Origin of the sequence: Shewanella sp. UCD-KL12, from assembly GCF_001957125.1 — a bacterium.
Taxonomy (GTDB): domain Bacteria; phylum Pseudomonadota; class Gammaproteobacteria; order Enterobacterales; family Shewanellaceae; genus Shewanella.
Window position 1 is genome coordinate 91,856 of the sequence record NZ_MPHJ01000005.1, and the last position, 22,219, is coordinate 114,074.

At 45.1% G+C, this 22,219-nt stretch carries 14 protein-coding genes; 6 read left to right on the forward strand and 8 right to left on the reverse strand.

Annotated features, from left to right (window positions below):
- Nucleotides 1–66: 66 nt before the first annotated feature.
- Complete coding sequence (locus BM736_RS11190) at nt 67–1,689, reverse strand: polysaccharide deacetylase family protein (RefSeq protein WP_076411982.1); 1,623 nt, start codon at nt 1,687–1,689, stop codon at nt 67–69.
- A gap of 372 nt (nt 1,690–2,061) precedes the next feature.
- The gene (locus BM736_RS11195) at nt 2,062–3,006 is read right to left on the reverse strand and encodes a LysR family transcriptional regulator (protein WP_076411984.1); all 945 of its coding nucleotides are present in this window, start codon (nt 3,004–3,006) and stop codon (nt 2,062–2,064) included.
- Between the two features lie 276 nt (nt 3,007–3,282).
- Between BM736_RS11195 and BM736_RS11200 the strand changes: the two genes are divergently transcribed.
- From BM736_RS11200 to BM736_RS11215, 4 genes are all read left to right on the forward strand, one after another.
- The gene (locus BM736_RS11200) at nt 3,283–4,362 is read left to right on the forward strand and encodes an efflux RND transporter periplasmic adaptor subunit (protein ID WP_076411986.1); all 1,080 of its coding nucleotides are present in this window, start codon (nt 3,283–3,285) and stop codon (nt 4,360–4,362) included.
- 52 nt (nt 4,363–4,414) lie between these two features.
- On the forward strand, nt 4,415–7,489 hold the full coding sequence (locus BM736_RS11205) for an efflux RND transporter permease subunit (RefSeq protein WP_076411989.1): 3,075 nt from the start codon (nt 4,415–4,417) through the stop codon (nt 7,487–7,489).
- A gap of 165 nt (nt 7,490–7,654) precedes the next feature.
- On the forward strand, nt 7,655–8,041 hold the full coding sequence (locus BM736_RS11210; protein WP_076411991.1) for a hypothetical protein: 387 nt from the start codon (nt 7,655–7,657) through the stop codon (nt 8,039–8,041).
- 56 nt (nt 8,042–8,097) lie between these two features.
- Nucleotides 8,098–8,457: a DUF6677 family protein gene (locus tag BM736_RS11215; RefSeq protein ID WP_076411993.1), complete on the forward strand. Its 360-nt coding sequence runs from the start codon at nt 8,098–8,100 to the stop codon at nt 8,455–8,457.
- Nucleotides 8,458–8,676: 219 nt separating this feature from the next.
- Here the strand turns inward: BM736_RS11215 and BM736_RS11220 are convergent, their stop codons facing one another.
- The 3 genes from BM736_RS11220 to BM736_RS25170 form a co-directional block, all read right to left on the reverse strand.
- Entirely contained in the window at nt 8,677–8,979 is a 303-nt protein-coding gene (locus tag BM736_RS11220; RefSeq protein WP_076411996.1) for a hypothetical protein, read from the reverse strand.
- Nucleotides 8,980–9,169: 190 nt separating this feature from the next.
- Nucleotides 9,170–9,562, reverse strand: a complete 393-nt coding sequence (locus BM736_RS11225; protein WP_076411999.1) for a hypothetical protein — start codon at nt 9,560–9,562, stop codon at nt 9,170–9,172.
- 214 nt (nt 9,563–9,776) lie between these two features.
- The gene (locus BM736_RS25170) at nt 9,777–9,947 is read right to left on the reverse strand and encodes a hypothetical protein (protein ID WP_179079046.1); all 171 of its coding nucleotides are present in this window, start codon (nt 9,945–9,947) and stop codon (nt 9,777–9,779) included.
- Nucleotides 9,948–10,188: 241 nt separating this feature from the next.
- Between BM736_RS25170 and BM736_RS11230 the strand changes: the two genes are divergently transcribed.
- Nucleotides 10,189–10,734, forward strand: coding sequence for a helix-turn-helix domain-containing protein (locus BM736_RS11230; RefSeq protein WP_076412001.1), 546 nt, complete (start codon nt 10,189–10,191; stop codon nt 10,732–10,734).
- 40 nt (nt 10,735–10,774) lie between these two features.
- Here the strand turns inward: BM736_RS11230 and BM736_RS11235 are convergent, their stop codons facing one another.
- The 3 genes from BM736_RS11235 to BM736_RS11245 all read right to left on the reverse strand — a co-directional run bounded on the left by BM736_RS11235 (nt 10,775) and on the right by BM736_RS11245 (nt 18,794).
- Complete coding sequence (locus BM736_RS11235) at nt 10,775–13,180, reverse strand: zinc-dependent metalloprotease (protein ID WP_076412004.1); 2,406 nt, start codon at nt 13,178–13,180, stop codon at nt 10,775–10,777.
- Nucleotides 13,181–13,405: 225 nt separating this feature from the next.
- Entirely contained in the window at nt 13,406–17,113 is a 3,708-nt protein-coding gene (locus BM736_RS11240) for a response regulator (protein ID WP_076412006.1), read from the reverse strand.
- A gap of 286 nt (nt 17,114–17,399) precedes the next feature.
- Complete coding sequence (locus BM736_RS11245) at nt 17,400–18,794, reverse strand: PhoH family protein (protein WP_076412008.1); 1,395 nt, start codon at nt 18,792–18,794, stop codon at nt 17,400–17,402.
- 406 nt (nt 18,795–19,200) lie between these two features.
- Between BM736_RS11245 and rapA the strand changes: the two genes are divergently transcribed.
- Nucleotides 19,201–22,107, forward strand: coding sequence for an RNA polymerase-associated protein RapA (gene rapA / locus BM736_RS11250; RefSeq protein WP_076412011.1), 2,907 nt, complete (start codon nt 19,201–19,203; stop codon nt 22,105–22,107).
- Nucleotides 22,108–22,219 lie beyond the last annotated feature (112 nt).

Below are 22,219 nucleotides of genomic sequence, written 5' to 3' on the forward strand. Positions count from 1 at the left end.
GAGACACTAGGATGCTTATCCAGGCCTCAAGCCCTTACCTCAAACCCTCCAGCCCTCAAAAAGAATCTACCTCTTATCACTGATCCCAAGCATCTGTTCGAGATTCACAAAGCGGTAGCCCTGACTGCGGTAGTACTCGATAACGGTAGGCAGTGCATCGACGGTATTTTGTCTATTACCACCCGCATCGTGCATCAAGTTAATCACTTCAGGATGCAGATTGTTAATCATCACATCACTGATATTTTCTGTGGTGACTGTGGGCGAGTTCCAGTCTCGCGTATCTACCGACCATAAGATCACTTTCATGCCTTTTTCATCTAAAAAAGCGATCTGCTCGTCGGTGATCTCACCAAATGGCGGTCGATAGAAACGTGGCGTTATGCCAACTGAACTTTGAAACAGTGCATTGGTTTTAAGCACTTGTTGTTGCCATAACACTTCATTAGTGAGTGAGCGCCCATAGGGATGGCTCCAGCTATGATTGGCCAAAGTATGCCCCTCCGCCAAGGCTCTAGCCATAATAGCTTGATTAGATTTCATGTTTTCCCCCGTCCAGAAGAAACTTGCCGGAACTTGATGCTCCGCTAACCGGTCTAAAATTTGGGTCGTATAAGGTGAAGGGCCATCATCGAACGTTAAAGCAATAAGCTTCTCTTGGTTCCAGCCCTCTAGAAAATAGGCGCCAATAAAGTCACTCGCTTGCCTTGTTAATTCGCTGACAGCAACTTGTTGGTTAACATCATCCGTTCTGACATATTGCTCGGCCTTATGACTCACTGCTATTGATGAGTCTAGACTCACTTTAAAGAGGTTTGCATCGACTGCGAAGGCATTACTGGCATCGCTACCTGGATATCTAGCAAAATGCTCTGCTGCAAGGTAATGGCCCAGCTTCCACGCCGCTCCATTATCTTTAAAATCTGAGCCTAAAACATTAAGCCCGCTATCTTGTGGATTGAACCAATCTGCGACTGTACCGCCAGCATCAATCGCGGCTTTGGTTAAGGTAAGTGCATCAGCCAGCTCAGAAGTTGAGATTTGTGTCGCTTGATACAAGTGATCAGGCTTAACTTGTGTTGCTATAAACTGCAGCGCTAAACCATGACTTACCAGTTTTTCTAGCAAATCACCTTGAACTTGATGCGCTTGTCTTAAGCTTAAATAGATTGCTGTTGCCAAAGGTTGAGTTAGCTTATCCGTGTCAGGCATTGCAGATAAGGTTAGCTGCACTCGACTCATACCTATCTGTGAACTTGAATAATCTATGACTATCGCTTGCGTTTGCAACGGATCGAGACTGATGGATAATGCGAAATCTTCAACAGAGAATTGACTCGAAAATAGTTCTGAAAGCCCAGTTAACTGGGCTTTCAATGCTGATAGTATCTCTTCACTTGGCTCACTCGCTGCAAGCCAGTAGGTTGGTAGAGCCAGTTCATCCAAGATCGGCTGATACTCAATACCATTGATCGCTAAATTTGCACGTGAAATCTGCTCGTCAGCAGAGTGACCAGAGTCGATAGGCGCGCTATTATCGGACGATTGAGCCGTCGAGTCACTCCCGCCACAAGCTGACACAAGTAATACACTCCCAATGACTGCGAAGAATAGCGGTAACCATGACTTTAATACTCGATAAGTCATTGTATTAGTTTTAAACTTTGTTTTAGCGCTTATTAGCCTCATGATCCATATCCCTATCTGTATCAATAATATGCTTTAACTTAGATTTAGCTTCCTGTTGTGACTCTCGCTAAAGCTTTCGTTTTTAACAACAGGAATCGCGACGCCCCACTTTTGCCAGATAGCCCTAACAATACTAGAACTTTGACGGTAGTGACAGCGCTGTCATTTTACGCAATTAGACTAACAAATAAACACAGAGATAGGTAATGAATCTGAGGAAGACGTTATAACTCAAGGCTGGTCGAAGAAAGCGGAAAGCTTAAAGGCTAAAGCTTAAAGACTAGAGTTTAAAGGATAAAAACAGCAGAGCCCAGATAGATCTCCGGGCTCTCGCTTTACTTACTGCTTAGAGCCTACAACTCATAACTAACGCTATACCCAAGATTTGATAGAACCACGGAGTCTTTCCTCGCGGCCACAAGCCTGGCCTGAGTTACAACGCTCTAGCGCCGCCATCATATGGTCAATAAATCGTTGGCTCGCGAGGCTAATAAAGCGCCTTGACGGATACACCAGATAACACTTACCCAGGTATGGCTCTACATCTTCATACAGCATAGTGAGCTCACCCCGCTCTACAAATTCACGGGTGACCTCAATCGGCAGAAAGGCAATACCACGTCCCGCTAGGCTCGCTTCTAAACAGAGCTGAATACTATTGAGACATAAGTTACCTGTTACCGCTATTTTCATATCATTACCAAATGGCACCTCATTAAAGATCCGTCCATTAGGGTAGCGAAATAGAATTGAATTATGCTTCTCAAGCTCTTCGGGGAGCACAGGTGTTCCCGCCTTTGCTAGATAATCTGGGCTAGCAACGAAATGCAGCTCTTCATTGAGCACCTCGCGTGCCACCATCTCATTTTCATTAAATGAGTCCTCAACCATGAAGGCCAGATCGATATTATTACGGATCATATCTTGAGGCTCGGTACTGACGATCAGCTCGACGGTGAGCTCAGGGTTATGATCCATAAAGTCGAAGATGGCATTGGCGATATCCAAAACTTCAGGCACAGGAAAGATCAGAATCCGCAGATGGCCACCAATTTCTGCTTCGCTATCGGTGAGCTCAGTCATCGTTTGCTCAAGCTCGCCGAGAATAGACAAGGTTTTATCGTAAAAATGGCTACCTGATGCGGTTAATGTCATGGAGCGGCTCTGGCGATGAAACAGCTTTACGTTAAGATCATCTTCTAAGATCTGTAACCGACGGCTCACTGTCGATTTAGGCAGGTTAAGCAGGTCGGCTGCATCAACGAGACTGCCAGTTTCGACGATACGGTGGAACAGGGAGATATCTTCAGTTTTCATCACTCACTCTCAAATTTTAATAAAACGCTTAATACCGCTCTCAAAAAAACACTCAAAACAGCAAAAATAACCTCAGAGATGCGCCTGAGTTATTGACTAAAAGCTCGAGCATTTTATAACAAATCAGATCATGCACACGCTTTGTGATAACAATCAACCATAAATAGTCTCAAAAAATGGAACTGATGATTCCGATCATTCCCGTTTTGTAAATTAGTAGAGACTGTTATCTTAGCCATCAATGATACAACTTGTCGCAAATATGGAACTCGCTTTATGAAGCATCTATCAAAAATACTCATCCTTTTAATATCTACAGCCTGGTTAGCTGGTTGTAGCGTAGAGTCTACTGAAATTGCTCCTACGCCTATAAGACCGGTGAAATTGTTAGAGGTCACTGATATTAATGCGAGTTCAATTCGTGTTTTTCCTGCAAAAATAGCCGCCACTAAGCAAGCTGAGCTAGGCTTCAGAGTCTCTGGGCAGCTTATCGATTTTACGTTAGTCGAAGGCGTACACGTTAAAAAAGGCGAAGTGTTGGCGCAGTTAGATGACAGAGATGCCCGCAACACCTTACTTAACCGTGAAGCCGATCATGAGCTTGCAGCTGCCGACTTTAAACGTAAGGGTGAATTACTGCGCCGCCAGTTAATCTCACCTGCCGATTACGACTTAGCTAAAGCCCAGCTAAAATCAGCTACTGCAGCCTTGTCCAATGCTCGCGATCAACTAGGGTACACTAGCTTAATAGCGCCATATGATGGCACAGTTGCAAAGATTTCAATCGATAATTTTCAGATGCTCCAAGCCAATCAACCAGTATTAGTGTTACAGAAAGATGCTGATATCGATGTGGTCATTCAGGTGCCTGAATCTATGGCCAACCGAGCGATTACATTTAACCCTAACGCTAAGTTTCAGCCTAGAGTCAGCTTCAGCAACCAGCCTGTAAATAACTATCGAGTTACCCTTAAAGAGTATGCAACCCAAGTCACGCCTGGCACTCAAAGCTATGAAGTTGTTTACACGCTACCTAGACCCACACAGATTAACGTACTACCAGGCATGAGCGCCGAGTTAACCTTAGACCTGTCATTGGGCAACGAAGAAAGTAAAACCGTTATCCCCACCAGTGCAGTGATGAAACGCGATCTTGATGGTGAGAACATCATCTGGCTCTATCATGCAGACACTGGCAATGTGACAGCTCAAATCGTTACTTTAGGTCGCATCACAACTGATGGCGTGGAGATTGTTGATGGATTAAGCCTAGGCGATCAGCTAGTTGTCGCAGGCGTACAGTATTTATCAGATGAGCAACAAGTTAAACCGCTTCGCTGGCAACGTGGCGTATAACGCCTGAATCTACCAGAATTAATTTTAGCTTTCGTCTGCAAGGATCTGATCTGTGAATTTCGCTCAATACTCAATCGAACATAAAGTTGTTAGCTGGATGTTCGCCCTATTACTGCTCGTGGGGGGCAGTATCTCATTCCTTGGTTTAGGCCAACTTGAGTTTCCCGAGTTTACCCTCAAGCAAGCACTTGTTGTTACCGCTTACCCTGGCGCTTCACCAGAACAGGTTGAAGAGGAGGTCACCCTTCCCCTTGAAGATGCTATACAACAACTCGATGCCGTTAAACATATCACTTCAGTCAATAGCGCTGGGCTATCTCAGATAGAGATAGAAGTTGAAGATCATTATGGCGCAGATGAACTCCCACAGGTTTGGGATGAGCTACGCCGTAAGGTGAATGATAAGATCAATGAGCTCCCCCCTGGAGTGGCCACGCCATCAGTTATCGATGATTTCGGTGATGTTTATGGTGTTCTTCTCAATATTACAGGCGATGGTTACACTAGTCGTGAACTGCAAAATTATGCTGACTTTCTTAGACGAGAGCTGGTATTGGTTGATGGCGTTAAAAAGGTCAATATTGCTGGTAAAATTACCCAGCAAGTCGTGGTAGAGATCTCCCAGCAGAAACTCAATGCTTTAGGGCTGGATCAAGACTATATCTACGGCTTAATCAACAGCCAAAATGTCGTTTCTAACGCGGGTAGCATTCGCGTCGGTGATAACCGTATTCGTATTCACCCAACCGGTGAGTTTAATCAAGTTGATCAGATGGAGCGCCTACTAATCAGCGCGCCAGGCAGTACCAAATTGGTTTATCTTGGCGATATTGCCAAAGTCTATAAAGATGATGACGAAACACCAACAGAGATCTATCACGGTAACGGCGAGAGTGCTCTATCAGTGGGTATCGCATTCTCAAGCGGCGTTAACGTGGTCGATGTTGGTGAAGCCATTAATCAAAGACTGGCAGAGCTTGATAACCAACGCCCTATAGGCCTTGAGCTAGTGACCGTCTATGACCAGAGTAAAATGGTTGACCAGACTGTTACAGGCTTCTTAGTCAACCTCGCTGAGTCTATTGCCATCGTTATTGGCGTGCTACTGATCTTTATGGGCGTACGGGCTGGCCTGTTAATGGGGCTAGTCCTGCTACTGACCATTTTAGGCACCTTTATCATGATGAATGTGCTTAATATCGAGTTACAGATCATCTCCCTTGGCGCCCTGATCATCGCATTAGGTATGTTGGTTGATAACGCAATCGTTGTCACCGAAGGCATACTCATAGGCATTAAACGTGGCCATAGCCGCTTAGAAACCGCTAAACAGGTCGTCACTCAAAGCCAATGGCCACTACTTGGTGCCACTATTATCGCTATTCTTGCCTTTGCCCCAATCGGTTTATCTGATACGGCAACGGGTGAGTTCTGTGCATCGCTGTTCCAAGTGCTATTGATCTCCCTGTTTATCAGCTGGATCACAGCCATGACCTTGACCCCTTTCTTCTGTCACTTGATGTTCAAAGATGGCGAAGTTAGTGGTGATGACAACGACGACCCTTATAAAGGTTGGGTATTTCAGATCTATCGCAGCAGCTTGAATTTTGCGATGCGTTTTCGTGCCTTAACGATATTAACTGTCATTGCAGCTTTAGTGGCCTCAGTGATGGGCTTTGGCCATGTGAAAAACGTTTTCTTTCCGGCTTCAAACACACCGATGTTTTTCGTCGATGTGTGGATGCCTGAAGGTACAGATATCAAAGCTACTGAGCACTTACTCGGACGCATAGAGAAGGACTTGATGCAGCAGCAGGAGAACCATGATATCGGCTTAGTCAATCTGACTAGTGTCGTTGGTCAGGGCGCTCAACGATTTGTACTCTCCTATGCACCAGAGAAAGGCTATAACGCTTATGGCCAGCTACTTATCGAGATGACAGATCTCACCAGTCTGAACCAATATATGCGCACACTGGAAAAGGAGTTAAGCCTTAAGTATCCAGAAGCTGAGTACCGTTTTAAGTATATGGAAAATGGCCCAAGCCCAGCAGCTAAGATTGAAGCCCGTTTTTATGGCGAAGATCCTAAAGTACTACGTCAGCTAGCGACTCAAGCCAAGGCAGTATTAGATGCAGAACCCACCGCTGTTGGAGTGAGACACAGCTGGCGTAATCAAGTAACTATGATACGTCCTCAACTGGCTCTGGCTCAGGCACGAGAAACCGGGATCAGTAAACAAGATCTCGATAACTCGCTACTGGTTAACTTCAGCGGTAAGCAGGTTGGCGTCTACAGAGAGAATAGCCACCTGATGCCTATCATAGCTAGAGCGCCAGCAGAGGAGCGTCTCGATGCTGACAGCCTTTGGAAGCTACAAGTATGGAGCTCAGAGAACAATGTCTTTGTGCCTGCAACTCAAGTGGTGTCTGAATTTACTACCGAGTGGGAAAACCCGCTTATTATGCGCCGTGACAGAAAACGTATGCTAGCTGTGTACGCCGATCCTATCAACGGTACCGATGAGACTGCGGACTCTGTATTTAGAAAAGTCAGGGCAGATATTGAAGCCATTGCCCTACCAAGTGGTTATCAGCTCGAATGGGGCGGCGAATTTGAAACAGCAGGCGAAGCTCAGGTATCTGTGTTTAGCTCAATTCCTATGGGCTATCTGGCGATGTTCCTGATCACAGTGCTGCTATTTAACTCAGTACGTCAGCCATTAGTTATCTGGTTTACCGTGCCCTTAGCGTTAATCGGTGTGGTGTCAGGTTTATTAATATTCGATGCCCCCTTTAGCTTTATGGCACTGCTTGGCCTGTTAAGTCTGACAGGTATGATTATCAAAAATGGTATCGTGCTAGTCGATCAGATAAATCTAGAACTAAGTGGCGGGAAAGAAGCTTATCAGGCTGTGGTTGACTCTTCGGTGAGTCGTGTTAGGCCAGTATTAATGGCTGCGATTACGACCATGTTAGGTATGGTGCCCTTACTGTCTGATGCCTTTTTCGGGTCAATGGCCATCACCATCATATTCGGCTTAGGCTTTGCCTCGGTGCTGACACTCATTGTGCTGCCAGTCACCTATGCACTCGCTTTCCGCATTCCTTACCCTAAACAGAAATAGACTGTTTGGTAGAAACGGCAAGGAGGTAAAGTATCCACAGATTGAATTAGCTCATAATATATTTGCTTCCCGGCAATCCCGGCCCCATCAAGGGTCGGGCTTAACCTATTAATCACTAAACTCCCCTGATATGCTGCAGTTCAGTATTTTAAATGGGGGATCGCTATGAAACTGCGCATCAACATCATTCTATTCAGTGCACTTTTACTCACCGCCTGTGCCCAACAAAACAATGTCACTCCAACAAATACAGAGCATGATCAGGCTTCACAAACCTATCAAGTAGGCGTCATGGTTGAGGCAATCTCATTAGCACTCAGTAAACCTAATGAAGCCAGCTCGCTTGAAACTATAAGCCTATACGGCACCGACTCACGCTATTATGTGATGATTAGAGGCTGGCTCGTTCAGGAGCAAGCCGGCGTACAGAGTCAGCTTAATGCAATACGCTCAAGCGGAGCGACTACAGCGAAGCAAGCTCAAACTAAACAAAAATTCATCGACAAGCTGGCTTTTTTAACACTAGCAATACGTAGAATTGATTTAGAATGACCCCACAGTTGAGCCCAAACCGTATTAATAAACAGTGCTAGGTAAAAGGATGGACAATGAATAAGGCAATTACAGCAAGCTTACTTTCAGCTTTTGTCTGCCCAGGTGCAGGACACTTTTATTTAAAAAAGTACAATACCGCAACCTTGATCTCAGCCTGTAGTTTGACTGGTTTGGTATACCTGCTTTATCAAGCCGTTGAGCGGGCGAAAGAGATCTCTGAGCAGATCTTATCCGGTGCAGTACCGCTCGACATTAGCGTTATCACTAAGCTAATCACTGAGCAGCCCGCAAATGGGCAATATGTTACTTTGGCGACTTGGGTGTTTATCCTAGGCTGGGCTATAGGCGTATTTGATGCCTATCGACAGGGGAATGCCATCGATAAGAGAGAGCAGAAAAATGAGAAGCTATAAGCTATAAGTTTTAAGTTTTAAGTTTTAAGTTTTAAGTTTTAAGTTTTAAGTTTTAAGTTTTAAGTAGAAAATAGAAGCGAATCTTTCAAAAAAGAAAGCCCCTAGACCAGACTGCTCGCCTTAGTCCAGGGCCTTTACTTCAAACGCTTTTACTATTCTTTATCTGTCTACTCTTTATCTGTCTACTCTTTATTGCACAAGAATACAGTCCAGTGACTTTCAGCTCTGCTTGAGTGCTGTCGTCGTTGAGAAATCATGCTGGGTTGAAGGCGCAACACTCACCTTAACTGCTGGGATCTCATTTTTTGAGAACTGATAATCTTTATCTGCTGCAACAGTTTTTGAGAAATCATGACGAGTCGATGACTGCTGTAAATGATTGCCTGATATAGGTTTATTCTTTGAAAAATCATAGCTTGATTTAGCTGCTGAGGTTTTAGAGAAATCAGGAATATCGGCGACAACCGATGCTGAAGAGAACACAAATACTGCAGATAAGGCCACGCTGGTTAACAACTTCATATAGAACTCCAATCTTTTTGACCACAAGTGTGTAACAACACTCTAGTTTAAATTACATCACCAGTGAACAAATGAATTACATTTTATGCAAATTGATACATTTATGCTCAATTGCTAAATTTGAACGCTTTAGAGATTTTCGCTATTTATCAACATGAAAATAGTCATCTCGTCTGAACTGAAAATAAAGTTAAGCGATTGGAGGGCGATAATCTGGAGTAGACTCTGCAGTCTGAATAGACCATAAACGGTTAGGCACAGGCTCAGAGGATGTTGATCGAATTAAAATTAACGGTGAGTGAATAACTATTCCTGTTAGTAAAGTGCAGTGTGTTACACAGTGGCCACTCGCTAAAATCATACAAGGCTGATCGCAGTGTACAATTTGGCCATCAGTAAAAATTAAGGCTCTGATATCACCAGCTTCGGTCGCAGTCTGATGTTTCTGAGATGTCACTACAGGTTGTTCAGCGACTTTATGACTAATTGAGTGGAGAAACTCCGGCATGGCCATCGCTGGAGACAGCAAGCTCTGCCCAACAAGCGCGATAAATATCAGCAGATGTATGATCTGTTTTGCCATGTTCTGTTCGCTACAGTCCTGAAACAACACTTATTAGAGTCAAAGATGTAAAGGGGAATCCCCCAGCTACTCCAATAGACAAGCTAGCAGTAAATAAGTTGCAAAGTGTCAGCTTACAATGACTAACCGAACAGAAATAAAACAAAAAGCCCAGTTCCTCAGGAACTGGGCTTTAGAATTTTTGCTTTCAAGTCACAATGACTTGAAAAGAAAATTAACCTACTGCGCAGGTCTTCTCTTCTTGAACTAGGCCAGCTTCAATAGCATCGATCGCTTTTTGATCGTGATCGTTTGCTGGGCAACCACATGCGTGCTCACTTGTTGCGTGAAGACGAGCCTGTTCGATGTGCCACTGAGCTACTTTAAGGTGCTGATCTACGTTCATGTTGAACTCCAAATAATGATAGTACTTTTATTAGTACTAATGTTGATATATAAAAGCCGGCGATAAAATATCATCACTAAAAGGCTTTACACAACACTTACACGGCAACAAAAGCCAATTTATAAGAAATATGTTTTAATATTAGAATTTACATTCTTACTATGTTGATATGTTAGTTTTAAACGCAACATTCAACGCCAATGACCTAGCAGCTTTAAGGCAATCGCTAAAAAGGATACAGATGAGCAACCCGATCAATGAAGGTATTAAACGCTTACGCGCTCAACATAAACTGACCCAAAATGAGTTAGCCGATATGGCAGGGATCCCCAGAGCAACATTAGCCAATATGGAAAGCGCCAACAGTAACCCAAGTATCAGCGTTGTAGTAAAAGTGGCTCAGGCGTTGGGTGTATCGGTAGATGATTTAATCACTCACAGGCAGTCGGTGCACGTAACTAAAGTTGAACGTAAGGATATGCCCGTTTCTCATCAAGATGACGGTAAGTTTATCAGTACCCGTACTAGCCCCATCAGTACACAAAACCTGCAGATAAATGATGTGATTATCATGCCTGGTTGCAACACTAAGGGCGTACCTCACCCAGAAGGCAGTCATGAACTGTTTCTCTGCCTTGAAGGTACAGCAACATTGGAAGTTCATGGAGAGATGTTTGAGATTGAAGCAGGCAACCTCACCTATTTTAAAGGTCACCTGCCACACCGATACGGCAATGCCAGTTTAAAGCCTGTGCATGCAGTAGTCGTTGTGTTTATGCAGAAGTAAAGGCTAGTCCCTAGTTTCTAGAACCTAGGGACTAAAGATACTAGATCGGTGAGCCTGGAGGCATTTTAAGAGGCTTAGTTATCAAGTTAACTTTAGAGTCTTTCATTCCCTTCTCAACACCTTCTGCAAGCCATGCAAAGTGCGCAGCTTCATAAGCACTCACACGCTTCACCTTACGCTTAAGTTGCTTAAGGGTATAACGCAGACGGTCAGCCAATTGCGCTTTCACTTCTGGGCTGGTTTGTTTGTCATGGTAGCTCGTTAATAGCTCATCAAGTACCACGCTGTTTACGCGCATCCAAACCCCTAACTCTGCACCAGTTGGAATATCAGCATAGAGCGTAAAACCTAGTACTTTATCGACTAATGAAGGGACTGATAGCTGCTCTCTATCACTCATATAGCTCTGGTTGACTCGATTTAGTCTAAGTGGCGAGAACAACTGCTTGGCTGTATGACGGCTCAATACTTCGGCCATGCCGATAGGATCAGTGATAACACCTAAGCCAGAGTCGAAACTTTCACGAGTCCTGCTATAATTGCCCGCTTTAGGGACTAATGACTCACTCAAGCTTTGTGAAATAGCCAACTCTTGGGGCGAAAGTGTTTGCAAAAGCGCATCCAGGGCACCTTTTTGCAGTTGAGGCGCGATATAGTGCCACGCTTCTCCATCGACGCCCTCATTGTAGCTATAGGTCGTTCCACCAATAAACTTAGCCGCAGCAGTTATCTGATAACGATTAAGTAGGTAGATAGGCACAAAAATATCACTGAGTTCACCAAGCGGTTGCCCAGTGAGCAGGGCTTTTGCAGAGAAGTCTTTAATCGCTTTAGCGCGAACTTCACCAATGCGAATGAGCTCCTTCACAGGATCTTCGCCTCTATCCCAAAGACTCGCATAAGCGTTACTTGCACCTTTTGCTCTCGAGTCTGCTTCACCAATATATCTAAGCCCCTGTTGCTGAGCTTGACTCATCAGCGCATTCAGTTGACTCGCCTCTTCAGTTGCATCGGCAAATTCGCGATAACCATACTCCACGATATATTTGTCCCATGCGCCAACACCTACACCATAGGGCTCAGAGATATCAATTTTATCGCCATTAAGCGTCGCTTGAGGATGGGGGTAATCCATTACAGAAGCATCTGAATTACTTGATGCTGCAAAGTTATGATCAAAGCCTAAAGTATGACCCACTTCATGGGCTGAAAGCTGACGAATACGGGCGAGAGATAGCGCCATTGCTGCCTCTTCAGCCGCTTGTCTATCTTCCCAGCCTGCAGTAAGTCCACGAGCAATGAGATGATCTTGGCGAACGCGCTGACTCCCTAAGGTGACATGGCCTTTAATAATCTCACCCGTTCTTGGATCAGCGACTGCAGAGCCGTATGACCAGCCTCTGGTGGCTCTATGCGCCCATTGGATCACGTTATATCGCACATCTTGCGGATCGGCATCTTCAGGTAGCAACTCAACCTTAAAGCCACCGATAAAGCCAGCTTGTTCAAATGCTTCTTCCCACCAGCTCGCACCATCGAGAAGCGCGCTGCGGATAGGCTCAGGTACACCAGGGTCTAAGTAGTAGGTAATAGGTTTAACGACTTCACTGGGCTCAGAGCCAGGATTTACCTTTTGCAAGCGATGACGCAACAGGTGACGTTGGCGAATATCTTGGTTAACTTGAGTACCGTAATCTAAATACTCATCAGAGAGGTAGCCACTCATTGGGTGGTAGCTTCTTGCTGTATAGCCAGTTTCAGGTAACTGAATAAAGGAGTAACGCAGACGCACCGACATATGATGTGCATCTGGCGTCACCTGAGCGACATAGTTACCCGCTTTGCTACTGTTAAAGGTTAACAGCACATCCACATCACTGTTGCGCTCAAAGGACTTCACTCCTTCAGGGATAATGAGTGAGCGAGATTTATCTAGCTGATAACTGCCCTGCTTCGTCTCTTCGAGCACAGTGCTAATACCGTGAAGATCGTTCACAACCAGCTCATTGATAGAGACCAAATCGCGCTTACCATCGATAACTTTTCCGCGCCAAAGTACAGACTCGGCAAATGCTTCTTTGACCGCACGCTGCTCGGCGGCGTTATCTGTGCTGGCACGGTACTGGGTATTAAGCTGCTTTAAAATGAGATATGGACCATGGCGCTCAAACTGCACCATGCGGGTATAACCAAGCTGACCTCTGTCTAGCCCAATATCATTAGATCCCACACCATGGGGCAAACTCGTTAATAGCAGAAAAGGTTGCTCTAGTTTGTTCGCCTCTAAATAGAGTTCGCCATCTGTTTTTGAATAAAAGAGATTGATAAAGCCTTTGGCAGACTGGCTTTTTTTGATGATAGTTGCGGTGTTCGATGGGGCTGCGACGACATCGACAACAGGCACAGAAAGCAGCGCTATTGCCAATGCGAGATTGTAAGGTTTCATTTTGTCTCCTTGAATGAGGCTCAAACAGTATTTATCTCAACAGTTCACTATTAATTTTTGTTCTATATCTAAAACGTTGAGATTCTGTTCTATTTTTGCACTAGAGTGCTAAGAGATAGCTTAACAGCTATCTCTTTAGTCTCAAGTGCAAATCATTCATTTAGCGATTTAGTGAAAATCGCGCGCTTAGCTAAGGTGACAATTAGCTAAGCTGTAGATGTAACCTTAGCTCTTCTCTTCTTTCTGCTTAACCCAAAAGCTCAAGGTATCAAACAGCTCATTAAGTACGATAGGCTTAGTGATATGGGCATTCATTCCCGCAGAAAGGCTTTTTTCTCTATCGCCAGACATGGCATGCGCCGTCATAGCTATGATAGGTAACTCCTGCTGATTAAAGTGCTTTCTAAGCTCTTTAGTTGCCGTTAAACCATCCATAACCGGCATCTGAATATCCATCAACACCGCATCGAAACGCTTCTCGGCAATCATATCGATAGCGATCTGACCATTATCGGCCACATCAACCTCATAACCTGCACTCTTAAGTAGCTCAGTAGCCACTTGCTGGTTAATGAAGTTATCCTCAACCAACAGGACGACACCTGCGTGCTCATCGATAGCCTCCTCAACCTCTAACTCCTTCACTGGGTTCAATTTAGGCTCATCGGCAAATGCACCGATAATTTCATCGAATAGTGCAGAGGCTTTAAATGGCTTTTGCAACATGGCGTAGATATCTGAGCGTTCAGCGTCCTCCCTTAGCGGCTCTGCTGCATAAGCCGTCATCATGATCACTATTGGTCGTTTATCTAAACGCCCATCAGCCACCATTTTATCTAGCTCTTCGATCACTTGAATGCCATCCATTTCAGGCATCATCCAATCGAGTAGTAGCAGATCGACAGAGCTCTTTCCTAGCTTATAGAGGGCTTCTGAACCACTCGCAGCAGTATCCACTTCAAAATGGAAATCGCGCATTACCGCTGAGTAGATCTGTAGTGCAGTAGGGTTATCGTCAACCACTAGCGTCTTCAGATTCCCTAGTCGCTCAGGGACTATCATAGGCTTAACTTCAGCCTCTTCAGCAATCTCGAAGCTGATGGTGAAACTGAAGGTACTCCCCACTCCCATCTCGCTTTGCACCTGCATCTGACCGCCCATCATAGACACTAAGTGTTTACTAATAGAGAGACCAAGACCTGTACCACCATACTTACGCGTGGTAGAGCCGTCGGCCTGCGCGAAAGCATCAAATAAGCTCGCCTGCTGCTCTTTACTGATACCAATACCTGTATCGCGAACCCAGAACTTAAGGGTTATACGATGATCTCGCTCGCCCACATCTTCACAGCCAAGTTCAATTTCCCCACTTTGGGTAAACTTCACCGCATTTGAAAGCATATTGATCAAGACCTGCCCTAGACGCAATGGATCGCCCTCAAGGATCAAGCCTGCCGTAACCGGTGCATAGAGCAGTAGCTCAACACCTTTTTGTTGCGACTTTAACGCATTAAGATCCAGTGCATGATCTAACACTTTGTCCAGTGGGAAAGCGACTCTTTCAAGCTCAAGTTTACCCGCTTCAATCTTTGAGAAATCGAGAATATCATTGATAATCCTCAATAGTGATTGCGCCGAGAAGCCCGCCTTATCAAGGTAATCTTCCTGCTTAGGGGTTAAGTCTGTTCGTTGAGCAAGTTGCAGCATACCTATGATGGCATTCATAGGAGTACGGATCTCATGGCTCATATTCGCCAAGAACTCACTCTTGTAGAGGTTGGCAGATTCAGCGTCTTGCTTAGCCTCAAGTAGCGCGACTTCGTTACTCTTATGTCGAGTAATATCTTTATGCGTCCCCACCATACGCTTAGGCTGATTATCTGCGGTAAATTCAACAACACGCCCACGGGAGAGTAACCAGTGATACTGTCCACTCTTACTGCGCATTCTAAATTCGATATCATAAGCACCAATTGGATCGCCAAGGTACTGCTCGCGATACTCCTCTACCCGAATCCTGTCATCAGGGTGGATAAGATCGTCAATTGTAGAGACTAACGCTGGGAACTCATTACTCTTATAACCCAACATTGAATAGTAAGCGGGGTTACAGATGATCTGCTTAGAATCGAGATACCAATCCCATAGACCATCTTCTACCGCATCCATGGCAAGGTGATAACGCTCCTCAGACAATCGAAGCTGCTCAGCAGATTCATACTCACGAGTCACATCACGCCATACGGCAATCAAACCTAATAGCTCACCACGTCTGTTATAGAACGGCAGCTTTAAGGTATCTAGCAAAATAGGTTTACCGGCTAGCTCGACCTTTTCTTGGTAACGTAGCGGCGTCCTATCAGACAACACTCGCTCATCTTCGGCGCGAATACGTACTGACTGCTCATCTGAGCTGACCTTAATCGTTTGTTGGCCTATCATCTCGCTTTCGGTATAACCCAACATGCGCTCGGCTGACTTATTACACCCTAGATACTTGCCCTCTTTATCCTTAAAGACAATCGCCTCAGGAATCGCATCGAGCAGTGAACGCAGCAATGCATATTCTCGCTCACGGCGCTCGGTGGTCTCTTTAAGTCTGTCAGTTCGACGGGCCACCAGCTTATCGAGTCGCCTGTTTTGTTCGGCTAAGTGCCTAGTATATTGCTGGTTCTCTTCAAAAATTCTACTGACTAGCTGGAACCAAGGTTCCCAGCCTTGGGAGATCTGCTCTGGGGGTTTGCGCGGCTCCTGAGAGCAGCCCTCTAGGTGACTCAATAATCTTGATGCCGGATTGACGAAAGAGCGCCTAGTTTGCCAGTGAACTATGGTCACCAAGATAGACAGGGCTAAAACGACTAAAATAAACGTCAGCTCTAACTTCTCCCAAGAGTCCATAAATAGATCATCTCGGTCTTGAAGGTAGAGTAATCGCCAAGGGGCATTTTGCAGCGCAACTGAGTGGATATAGTAACCATTTCGAATGATGCCTTCATGCGCATCAAACAACTCAGACTCAGGAATAGAGTGCAGTTCAGAAGGGATCTTTTGACTGATATGATAAACACGGCTTATCTCAGTGTACTCATCATCACTGTGAGACAAAATATTATTGTGCTGATCAAGCAGGATCACTGTGCCTGGCATTTTGAAATAGAGGCGTATTTGACGCGCAAGCGATGCGAGTGTCATATCTAAATTTATCGAACCGATAAACTCATCTTGCAAATAGATAGGCACACCTAAGGTAGTCAATAAGCCCTTATCAGTTGGATCAACATAAGCTGGACTCCAAAACACCGTTCTTTGCGGATTCATAGCCGGTGTGGCTAGCTGGAACTGGTTCTTATTGAGCAGCTCCTCTCTAAATCTTTGCTCATCAGATGGCCAGGGGAAATATGACATGATGCGGCGTTTGGAGATGTAATAGATGGAGTCGGCTTTTGGCGCAGCTTCTGTTGCCACCGGGAATGAAAGCGACAGCTCAAATAGCATCTCTAGCTCTTGGTAAAACTTTTCGCTACGACCATTTAGCGAGCCGGCACCAGTAATACGTCCCATATTGGTAAAGGGCTCACCACTTTGTGCATAGCTAGGTTCTAAGGTAAAGAATTGGCCACTTTCATTGAATTTTTCATATTGAGGTAGGCGGTCTTTACGCACAAGCTCACCCAGCCTGAGATGATCGACTGCGACATTTCTTAAACTTTTTACCGCACGGATACTGGATTCAAGCAGCAAGTCAATCTGCAAAACATGACGTTCAACCTGCTCCTCTCTTTGATCCATAAGCAGTGTTTTTTGGCGTTCGAAGAAAAACCATGCGGTTAGGAGTGCCATGATGATCACACCAATATAAGTATAAAAAACAGCACGGTTGTAGTTTTTCTGTATCGGGGACTTCAGTTGAAGATCCGGCTCAGTCGATTTCATTCATGGCCCTTGATCGAACCTGTCATTCCCAGTACAGGTTCTTAATTTCATTACCAGTATAGTATCAGGAAGTTAGGTGAATGGAATACACTATATTAGTCTAATAAGTCCACAGAGGTGAGATATAGACCTCTAGTAAACACCTCTCTTACAGTCAGAAACAGAGCTGATTAATTTTTTACCATTTTGCTACAAATCAGCAGAAGAAAATAATAAGGCCCCCAGTTGCTATGGAGGCCTAACTTTAGCTGGCAAGCAGCCAATGGTTAAGTTAACTAATTATTAGTTAAAGATTTTCTTCAGCGAACTCAGCAAGGCGAGAACGCACAACACCGTTAAGGTAAATATTGGCACTGCCTTCAAAGTCTTTAAATCGCTCCACAATATAGGTGAGTCCTGATGTCACCGGAGTCAGGTAGTTAGAGTCAATCTGAGACAAGTTACCGCCACAGATAAGCTTAGTGCCCTCACCCATACGAGTGATCATGGTTTTAATTTGAGAAGCGGTTAGGTTTTGACACTCATCCAAGATGACGACAGAGTTTTGAATAGAGCGCCCACGCATAAAGTTAATTGATTTAAACTGGATATTGGCCTTATCCATGATGTAGTTCATGCTGCCACTCGGGTTAACGTCATTCTTATGCAGCACCTCTAAGGTGTCTGTGATTGCCGCAAGCCAAGGCGCCATCTTCTCCTCTTCGGTACCAGGTAAAAAACCAATGGACTCGGCGATTTCTGGGGTATTTCGGGTAACGATCACTTTGTCATAAAGCCCCCGCTCTACCACCATCTCAAGGGCTGCTGCGATGGCGAGTAAGGTTTTACCACAACCTGCAGGGCCCGTTAAGATAACCAGATCAATGTCAGGATCGAGCAGCGCCTGCAACGCCATGCCTTGATAGATATTCTTCGGCCTGATCCCCCAAGCGTTAAGGTTGAGTAACCTGTCTTTACCTAAATCCAGCAGTTTCAGCTCACCGTTATCGATATTTTGAATTCTGCCACAAAAGTTAGAATCTTCATCTAACAGGTATTGGTTAGTGTAAAAGTGCTCATCACCCACTTCGGCTGTAGGCACTGTATGTATCGTGTGTCTACCTTGGGTCTCGGTTGAAACATGCTCTTTACGTTCCCAAAAATCCCCTCCAAACTGATGAAAACCTTTAGTGAGGAAACGAATATCATCGATTAGCTGGTCGGTACGATAGTCTTCGACCAACTTGATACCCGCACCTTTAGCCTTAAGGCGCATATTGATATCTTTGGTCACCAGAACAACGCTACGGGGCTGGTTTATCTTCTGCAGGTGAAGTGCGGTATTGATGATGCGATTGTCGTTATTATCTGCCGGTAAGGAGGCAAGGGTCATTTCAAGTTGGTGATCGGGAAATATAGAAAGTGTGCCACAGGCATCACCATGATCTTCTCGCCGTGGTAGAGGTACACCCTGAACGATCTCCTCGGGTGTGGTTTTGCCACCTAAGATATCTTCGAGTGCTCTGATGGCAACTCGAGCATCTCTGCTTACATCTCGTTTTCTATCTTTTATCTGATCCAGTTCTTCTAGAACGGTCATTGGGACAACTACATCGTGTTCCTTAAATGAATAGATAGCTAAAGGTTCATGTAGTAATACATTGGTATCCAGTACAAACAACTTTCTGTCGTCTTGTTCCATGGCGCCTCCAATTATGTCTATCGATATGATGTCGTGTTTTCGCGGCTCCTAGTCCTTAAATTAATCCATTAATTATGTTTATCGAAGAAAATGTTCAGTGATCATAAAGCAATAAATAGCTATCACCTTGATTTTATACTGACACTATTAAGAAGCCGCTTCAATCACTTGCTTAGAACTTTCTTTTACTGAGACTCTACCACTTAGATTACACTGATATGACAAATGGCAATTAGATAAACTAGCTGTATAATTTATCATCGACTCCGGTAATAATTATGCTGTTGATAAACAAATATTACCCAAGCAGATCCCCGCTAAAGCTAGGGCCAGAACCTTGCACTTTGAGGGAGTTTAGGTAAAATACGCGCCCTTTCGTGGTTCACCCGTAGATGAGAAATAGTTAATGCCCTTTTCCTTAGGTCAACGTTGGATAAGTGATACTGAATCAGAACTTGGTTTAGGTACTGTAGTAGGATTAGAAGGCCGTATGGTCACACTAATGTTTCCAGCCACCGATGAGAACAGGTTGTTCTCACGTGCAGATGCCCCCCTAACTCGAGTTATCTATAACCCAGGCGACAAAGTTGAAAGCCATGAAGGCTGGAGTCTGACAGTTACTGAGCTTGAGGAAAAAAACGAGCTCATTATCTATCACGGAGTTCATTGCGAAACAGGCGAACAAACCAGCCTGAGAGAAACACTGCTTAATCACAATATTCGCTTCAATAAGCCTCAAGACCGCCTTTTTGCTGGCCAGATCGATCGTCTCGATAGATTTGGTGTGCGCTTTAATAGCCAGCTATTGCGTCATAAACTTGCGACATCCGATCTACTTGGGCTCCAAGGGCCACGTGTAGGCTTGATCCCTCACCAGCAGTGGATTGCCCATGAAGTGGGTCGCCGATTCGCACCTCGGGTATTACTTGCCGATGAAGTGGGCCTAGGTAAAACCATCGAAGCTGGCTTGATTATTCATCAGCAGTTACTCACTGGCCGTGCTGAACGTATCTTGGTGATAGTTCCCGATACATTGCGTCACCAATGGTTAGTTGAGATGTTACGTCGCTTCAACCTTAAGTTCTCTGTATTTGATGAAGACAGATGTATCGAGGCCTACGCCGATAACGATAACCCTTTTTACACTGAACAGTTAGTGATCTGCTCCCTTGAGCTGCTACGTAAAAAGAAACGTCTCGAACAGGCTCTGGATGCTGATTGGGATCTAATGGTTGTCGATGAAGCGCACCACCTTGAGTGGACTGAAGAGGCGCCAAGCCGTGCTTATCGTGTGGTTGAAGCCCTGAGTGAAGTGGTTCCTGGAGTTTTACTACTTACAGCAACGCCCGATCAACTTGGCCATCAGAGTCACTTTGCTAGATTACGCTTACTCGATCCTGACCGCTTCTATGACTATGAAGCTTTCCTCGCAGAGGAGAGCAGTTATAAAGAGGTTGCCAGTGTTGCCGAAGCCCTTGCTAGTGGTGGTGAACTGGACAGCGATGCAGTTGCAAACCTCACTGAACTATTGAGTGAAAAAGATATTAGTGATGTGCTTGAACTGATTCAATCGAGCAGTGCCGATAGCGACCAGCAGCAAGCTGCTCGTGATGAACTACTGCAAGATCTACTTGACCGTCACGGTACTGGCCGAGTGCTTTATCGTAACAGTCGTGCATCAGTAGCAGGATTCCCAACGCGTATTCTTCATACCCACCCACAACAGATGCCGTCGCAATATGCTACCGCCGCTCGTGTTGGTGCAATGATGAATGGCCACTTGGATACTGCTGCAAAAGTAAAGCAGGCATTGAGCCCTGAAAAGATCTACCAAGACTTCGACAGCAGTAGTGCCAGCTGGTGGAAGTTTGATCCAAGAGTTGACTGGCTCATTGAGTTCCTAAAAGCCAATCGCAGTAAGAAAGTATTAATCATTGCTAGCCAGGCTGAAACAGCACTAAGCCTAGAGGAAGCCCTACGTACCCGTGAAGGTATTCAGACAACCGTTTTCCATGAAGGCATGTCGATTATTGAGCGTGATAAAGCAGGGGCTTACTTTGCACAAGAGACAGGTGGTGCTCAGGCGCTTATCTGTAGTGAAATTGGATCTGAAGGTCGTAACTTCCAATTTGCTAGCCAACTTGTGCTATTTGATCTGCCGCTTAACCCAGATCTTCTCGAGCAACGTATCGGTCGACTCGATCGTATCGGTCAAAACAATGATGTTGAGATCCACTTGCCCTACCTTGCCGGTACTGCGCAAGAGTGCTTGATGCAGTGGTACCACCAAGGGCTTAACGCCTTTGAGCAAACCTGTCCAAGTGGTCACATTCTGTTTAACGAGTTTTCAGAGTCACTACTGTCACAGCTCATCAACCAGGATGAATCTGCCTTAGAAGCGCTGCTAGAAAACACTCAGACTCGTTACCAAGAGCTAAAGGTAGCCATGGAGCAAGGGCGCGATAAACTGCTTGAGATTAACTCTCACGGCGGTGAACGTGCTAACAAACTCGTTGAGCGCATTGCCGAGCGAGATGAAGACACTCAGCTTATCGGTTCAGTGATCAGATTGTGGGATATTATCGGTGTCGAGCAAGAAGACAGCGGTGAAAATAATATCGTACTCAGAACCAGTGAACACATGATGTTCCCTACCTACCCAGGTCTTTCTGAAGATGGTATGACAGTAACTTTTGATCGTGATGTCGCTCTATCTAGAGACGATATTGCACTGATCACACAAGAGCACCCTCTGGTTCAAACGGGCTTAGATCTGATCACCTCATCAGAGACGGGTACCACAAGCGTGGCAGTATTGAAAAATAAAGCCCTGCCTGCTGGCACCATCTTCCTTGAGCTAATCTATATGGTCGATGCTTCAGCGCCGAAATCAAGTCAGCTATATCGTTACTTGCCACCAACGCCTGTACGTATTTTACTGGATAAAAACGGCAATAACCTCTCTGATAATGTCAGCTACGAGAGCTTCGATAAGCAGCTTAGCGCGGTAAATCGTCATATCGCCAGCAAGTTAGTGAACGCATCTCAAACCGTGTTGCACCCACTATTTGCCAAAGGTGAAGAGTTTGCTCAAAGCGAGCTTAAGCTACTTGCCGAAAGTGCTCGCGCACGAATGACTTCGCAGCTAACGGGCGAGCTTGAGCGTCTTGAAGCACTCAAAGCGGTTAACCCGAATATTCGTGATGAAGAACTGACTCACCTAAAAGAGCAGATGACAGAGCTTAATGGCTATTTAGACGACAGCCTGCTACAGCTTGATGCTGTGCGCCTAGTGCTCGTCAGTCACGCCTAACGCTACAAGTATTTAGACCTTAGGTGCTAGCACCTAAGGTCTATCAATTTGGCCCTTTTTTACTCTCTTAGTCTGCATATCCTGTTATACTTTCACTATTGTATTCATTAGC

Bases quoted from the DNA above. Each gene is read 5' to 3' on its own strand.
- BM736_RS11190 (WP_076411982.1), bottom strand. From the start codon at position 1,689: ATGAGGCTAATAAGCGCTAAAACAAAGTTTAAAACTAATACAATGACT.
- BM736_RS11195 (WP_076411984.1), bottom strand. From the start codon at position 3,006: ATGAAAACTGAAGATATCTCCCTGTTCCACCGTATCGTCGAAACTGGC.
- BM736_RS11200 (WP_076411986.1), top strand. From the start codon at position 3,283: ATGAAGCATCTATCAAAAATACTCATCCTTTTAATATCTACAGCCTGG.
- BM736_RS11210 (WP_076411991.1), top strand. From the start codon at position 7,655: ATGAAACTGCGCATCAACATCATTCTATTCAGTGCACTTTTACTCACC.
- BM736_RS11215 (WP_076411993.1), top strand. From the start codon at position 8,098: ATGAATAAGGCAATTACAGCAAGCTTACTTTCAGCTTTTGTCTGCCCA.
- BM736_RS11220 (WP_076411996.1), bottom strand. From the start codon at position 8,979: ATGAAGTTGTTAACCAGCGTGGCCTTATCTGCAGTATTTGTGTTCTCT.
- BM736_RS11225 (WP_076411999.1), bottom strand. From the start codon at position 9,562: ATGGCAAAACAGATCATACATCTGCTGATATTTATCGCGCTTGTTGGG.
- BM736_RS25170 (WP_179079046.1), bottom strand. From the start codon at position 9,947: ATGAACGTAGATCAGCACCTTAAAGTAGCTCAGTGGCACATCGAACAG.
- BM736_RS11230 (WP_076412001.1), top strand. From the start codon at position 10,189: ATGAGCAACCCGATCAATGAAGGTATTAAACGCTTACGCGCTCAACAT.
- BM736_RS11235 (WP_076412004.1), bottom strand. From the start codon at position 13,180: ATGAAACCTTACAATCTCGCATTGGCAATAGCGCTGCTTTCTGTGCCT.
- BM736_RS11240 (WP_076412006.1), bottom strand. From the start codon at position 17,113: ATGAAATCGACTGAGCCGGATCTTCAACTGAAGTCCCCGATACAGAAA.
- BM736_RS11245 (WP_076412008.1), bottom strand. From the start codon at position 18,794: ATGGAACAAGACGACAGAAAGTTGTTTGTACTGGATACCAATGTATTA.
- rapA (WP_076412011.1), top strand. From the start codon at position 19,201: ATGCCCTTTTCCTTAGGTCAACGTTGGATAAGTGATACTGAATCAGAA.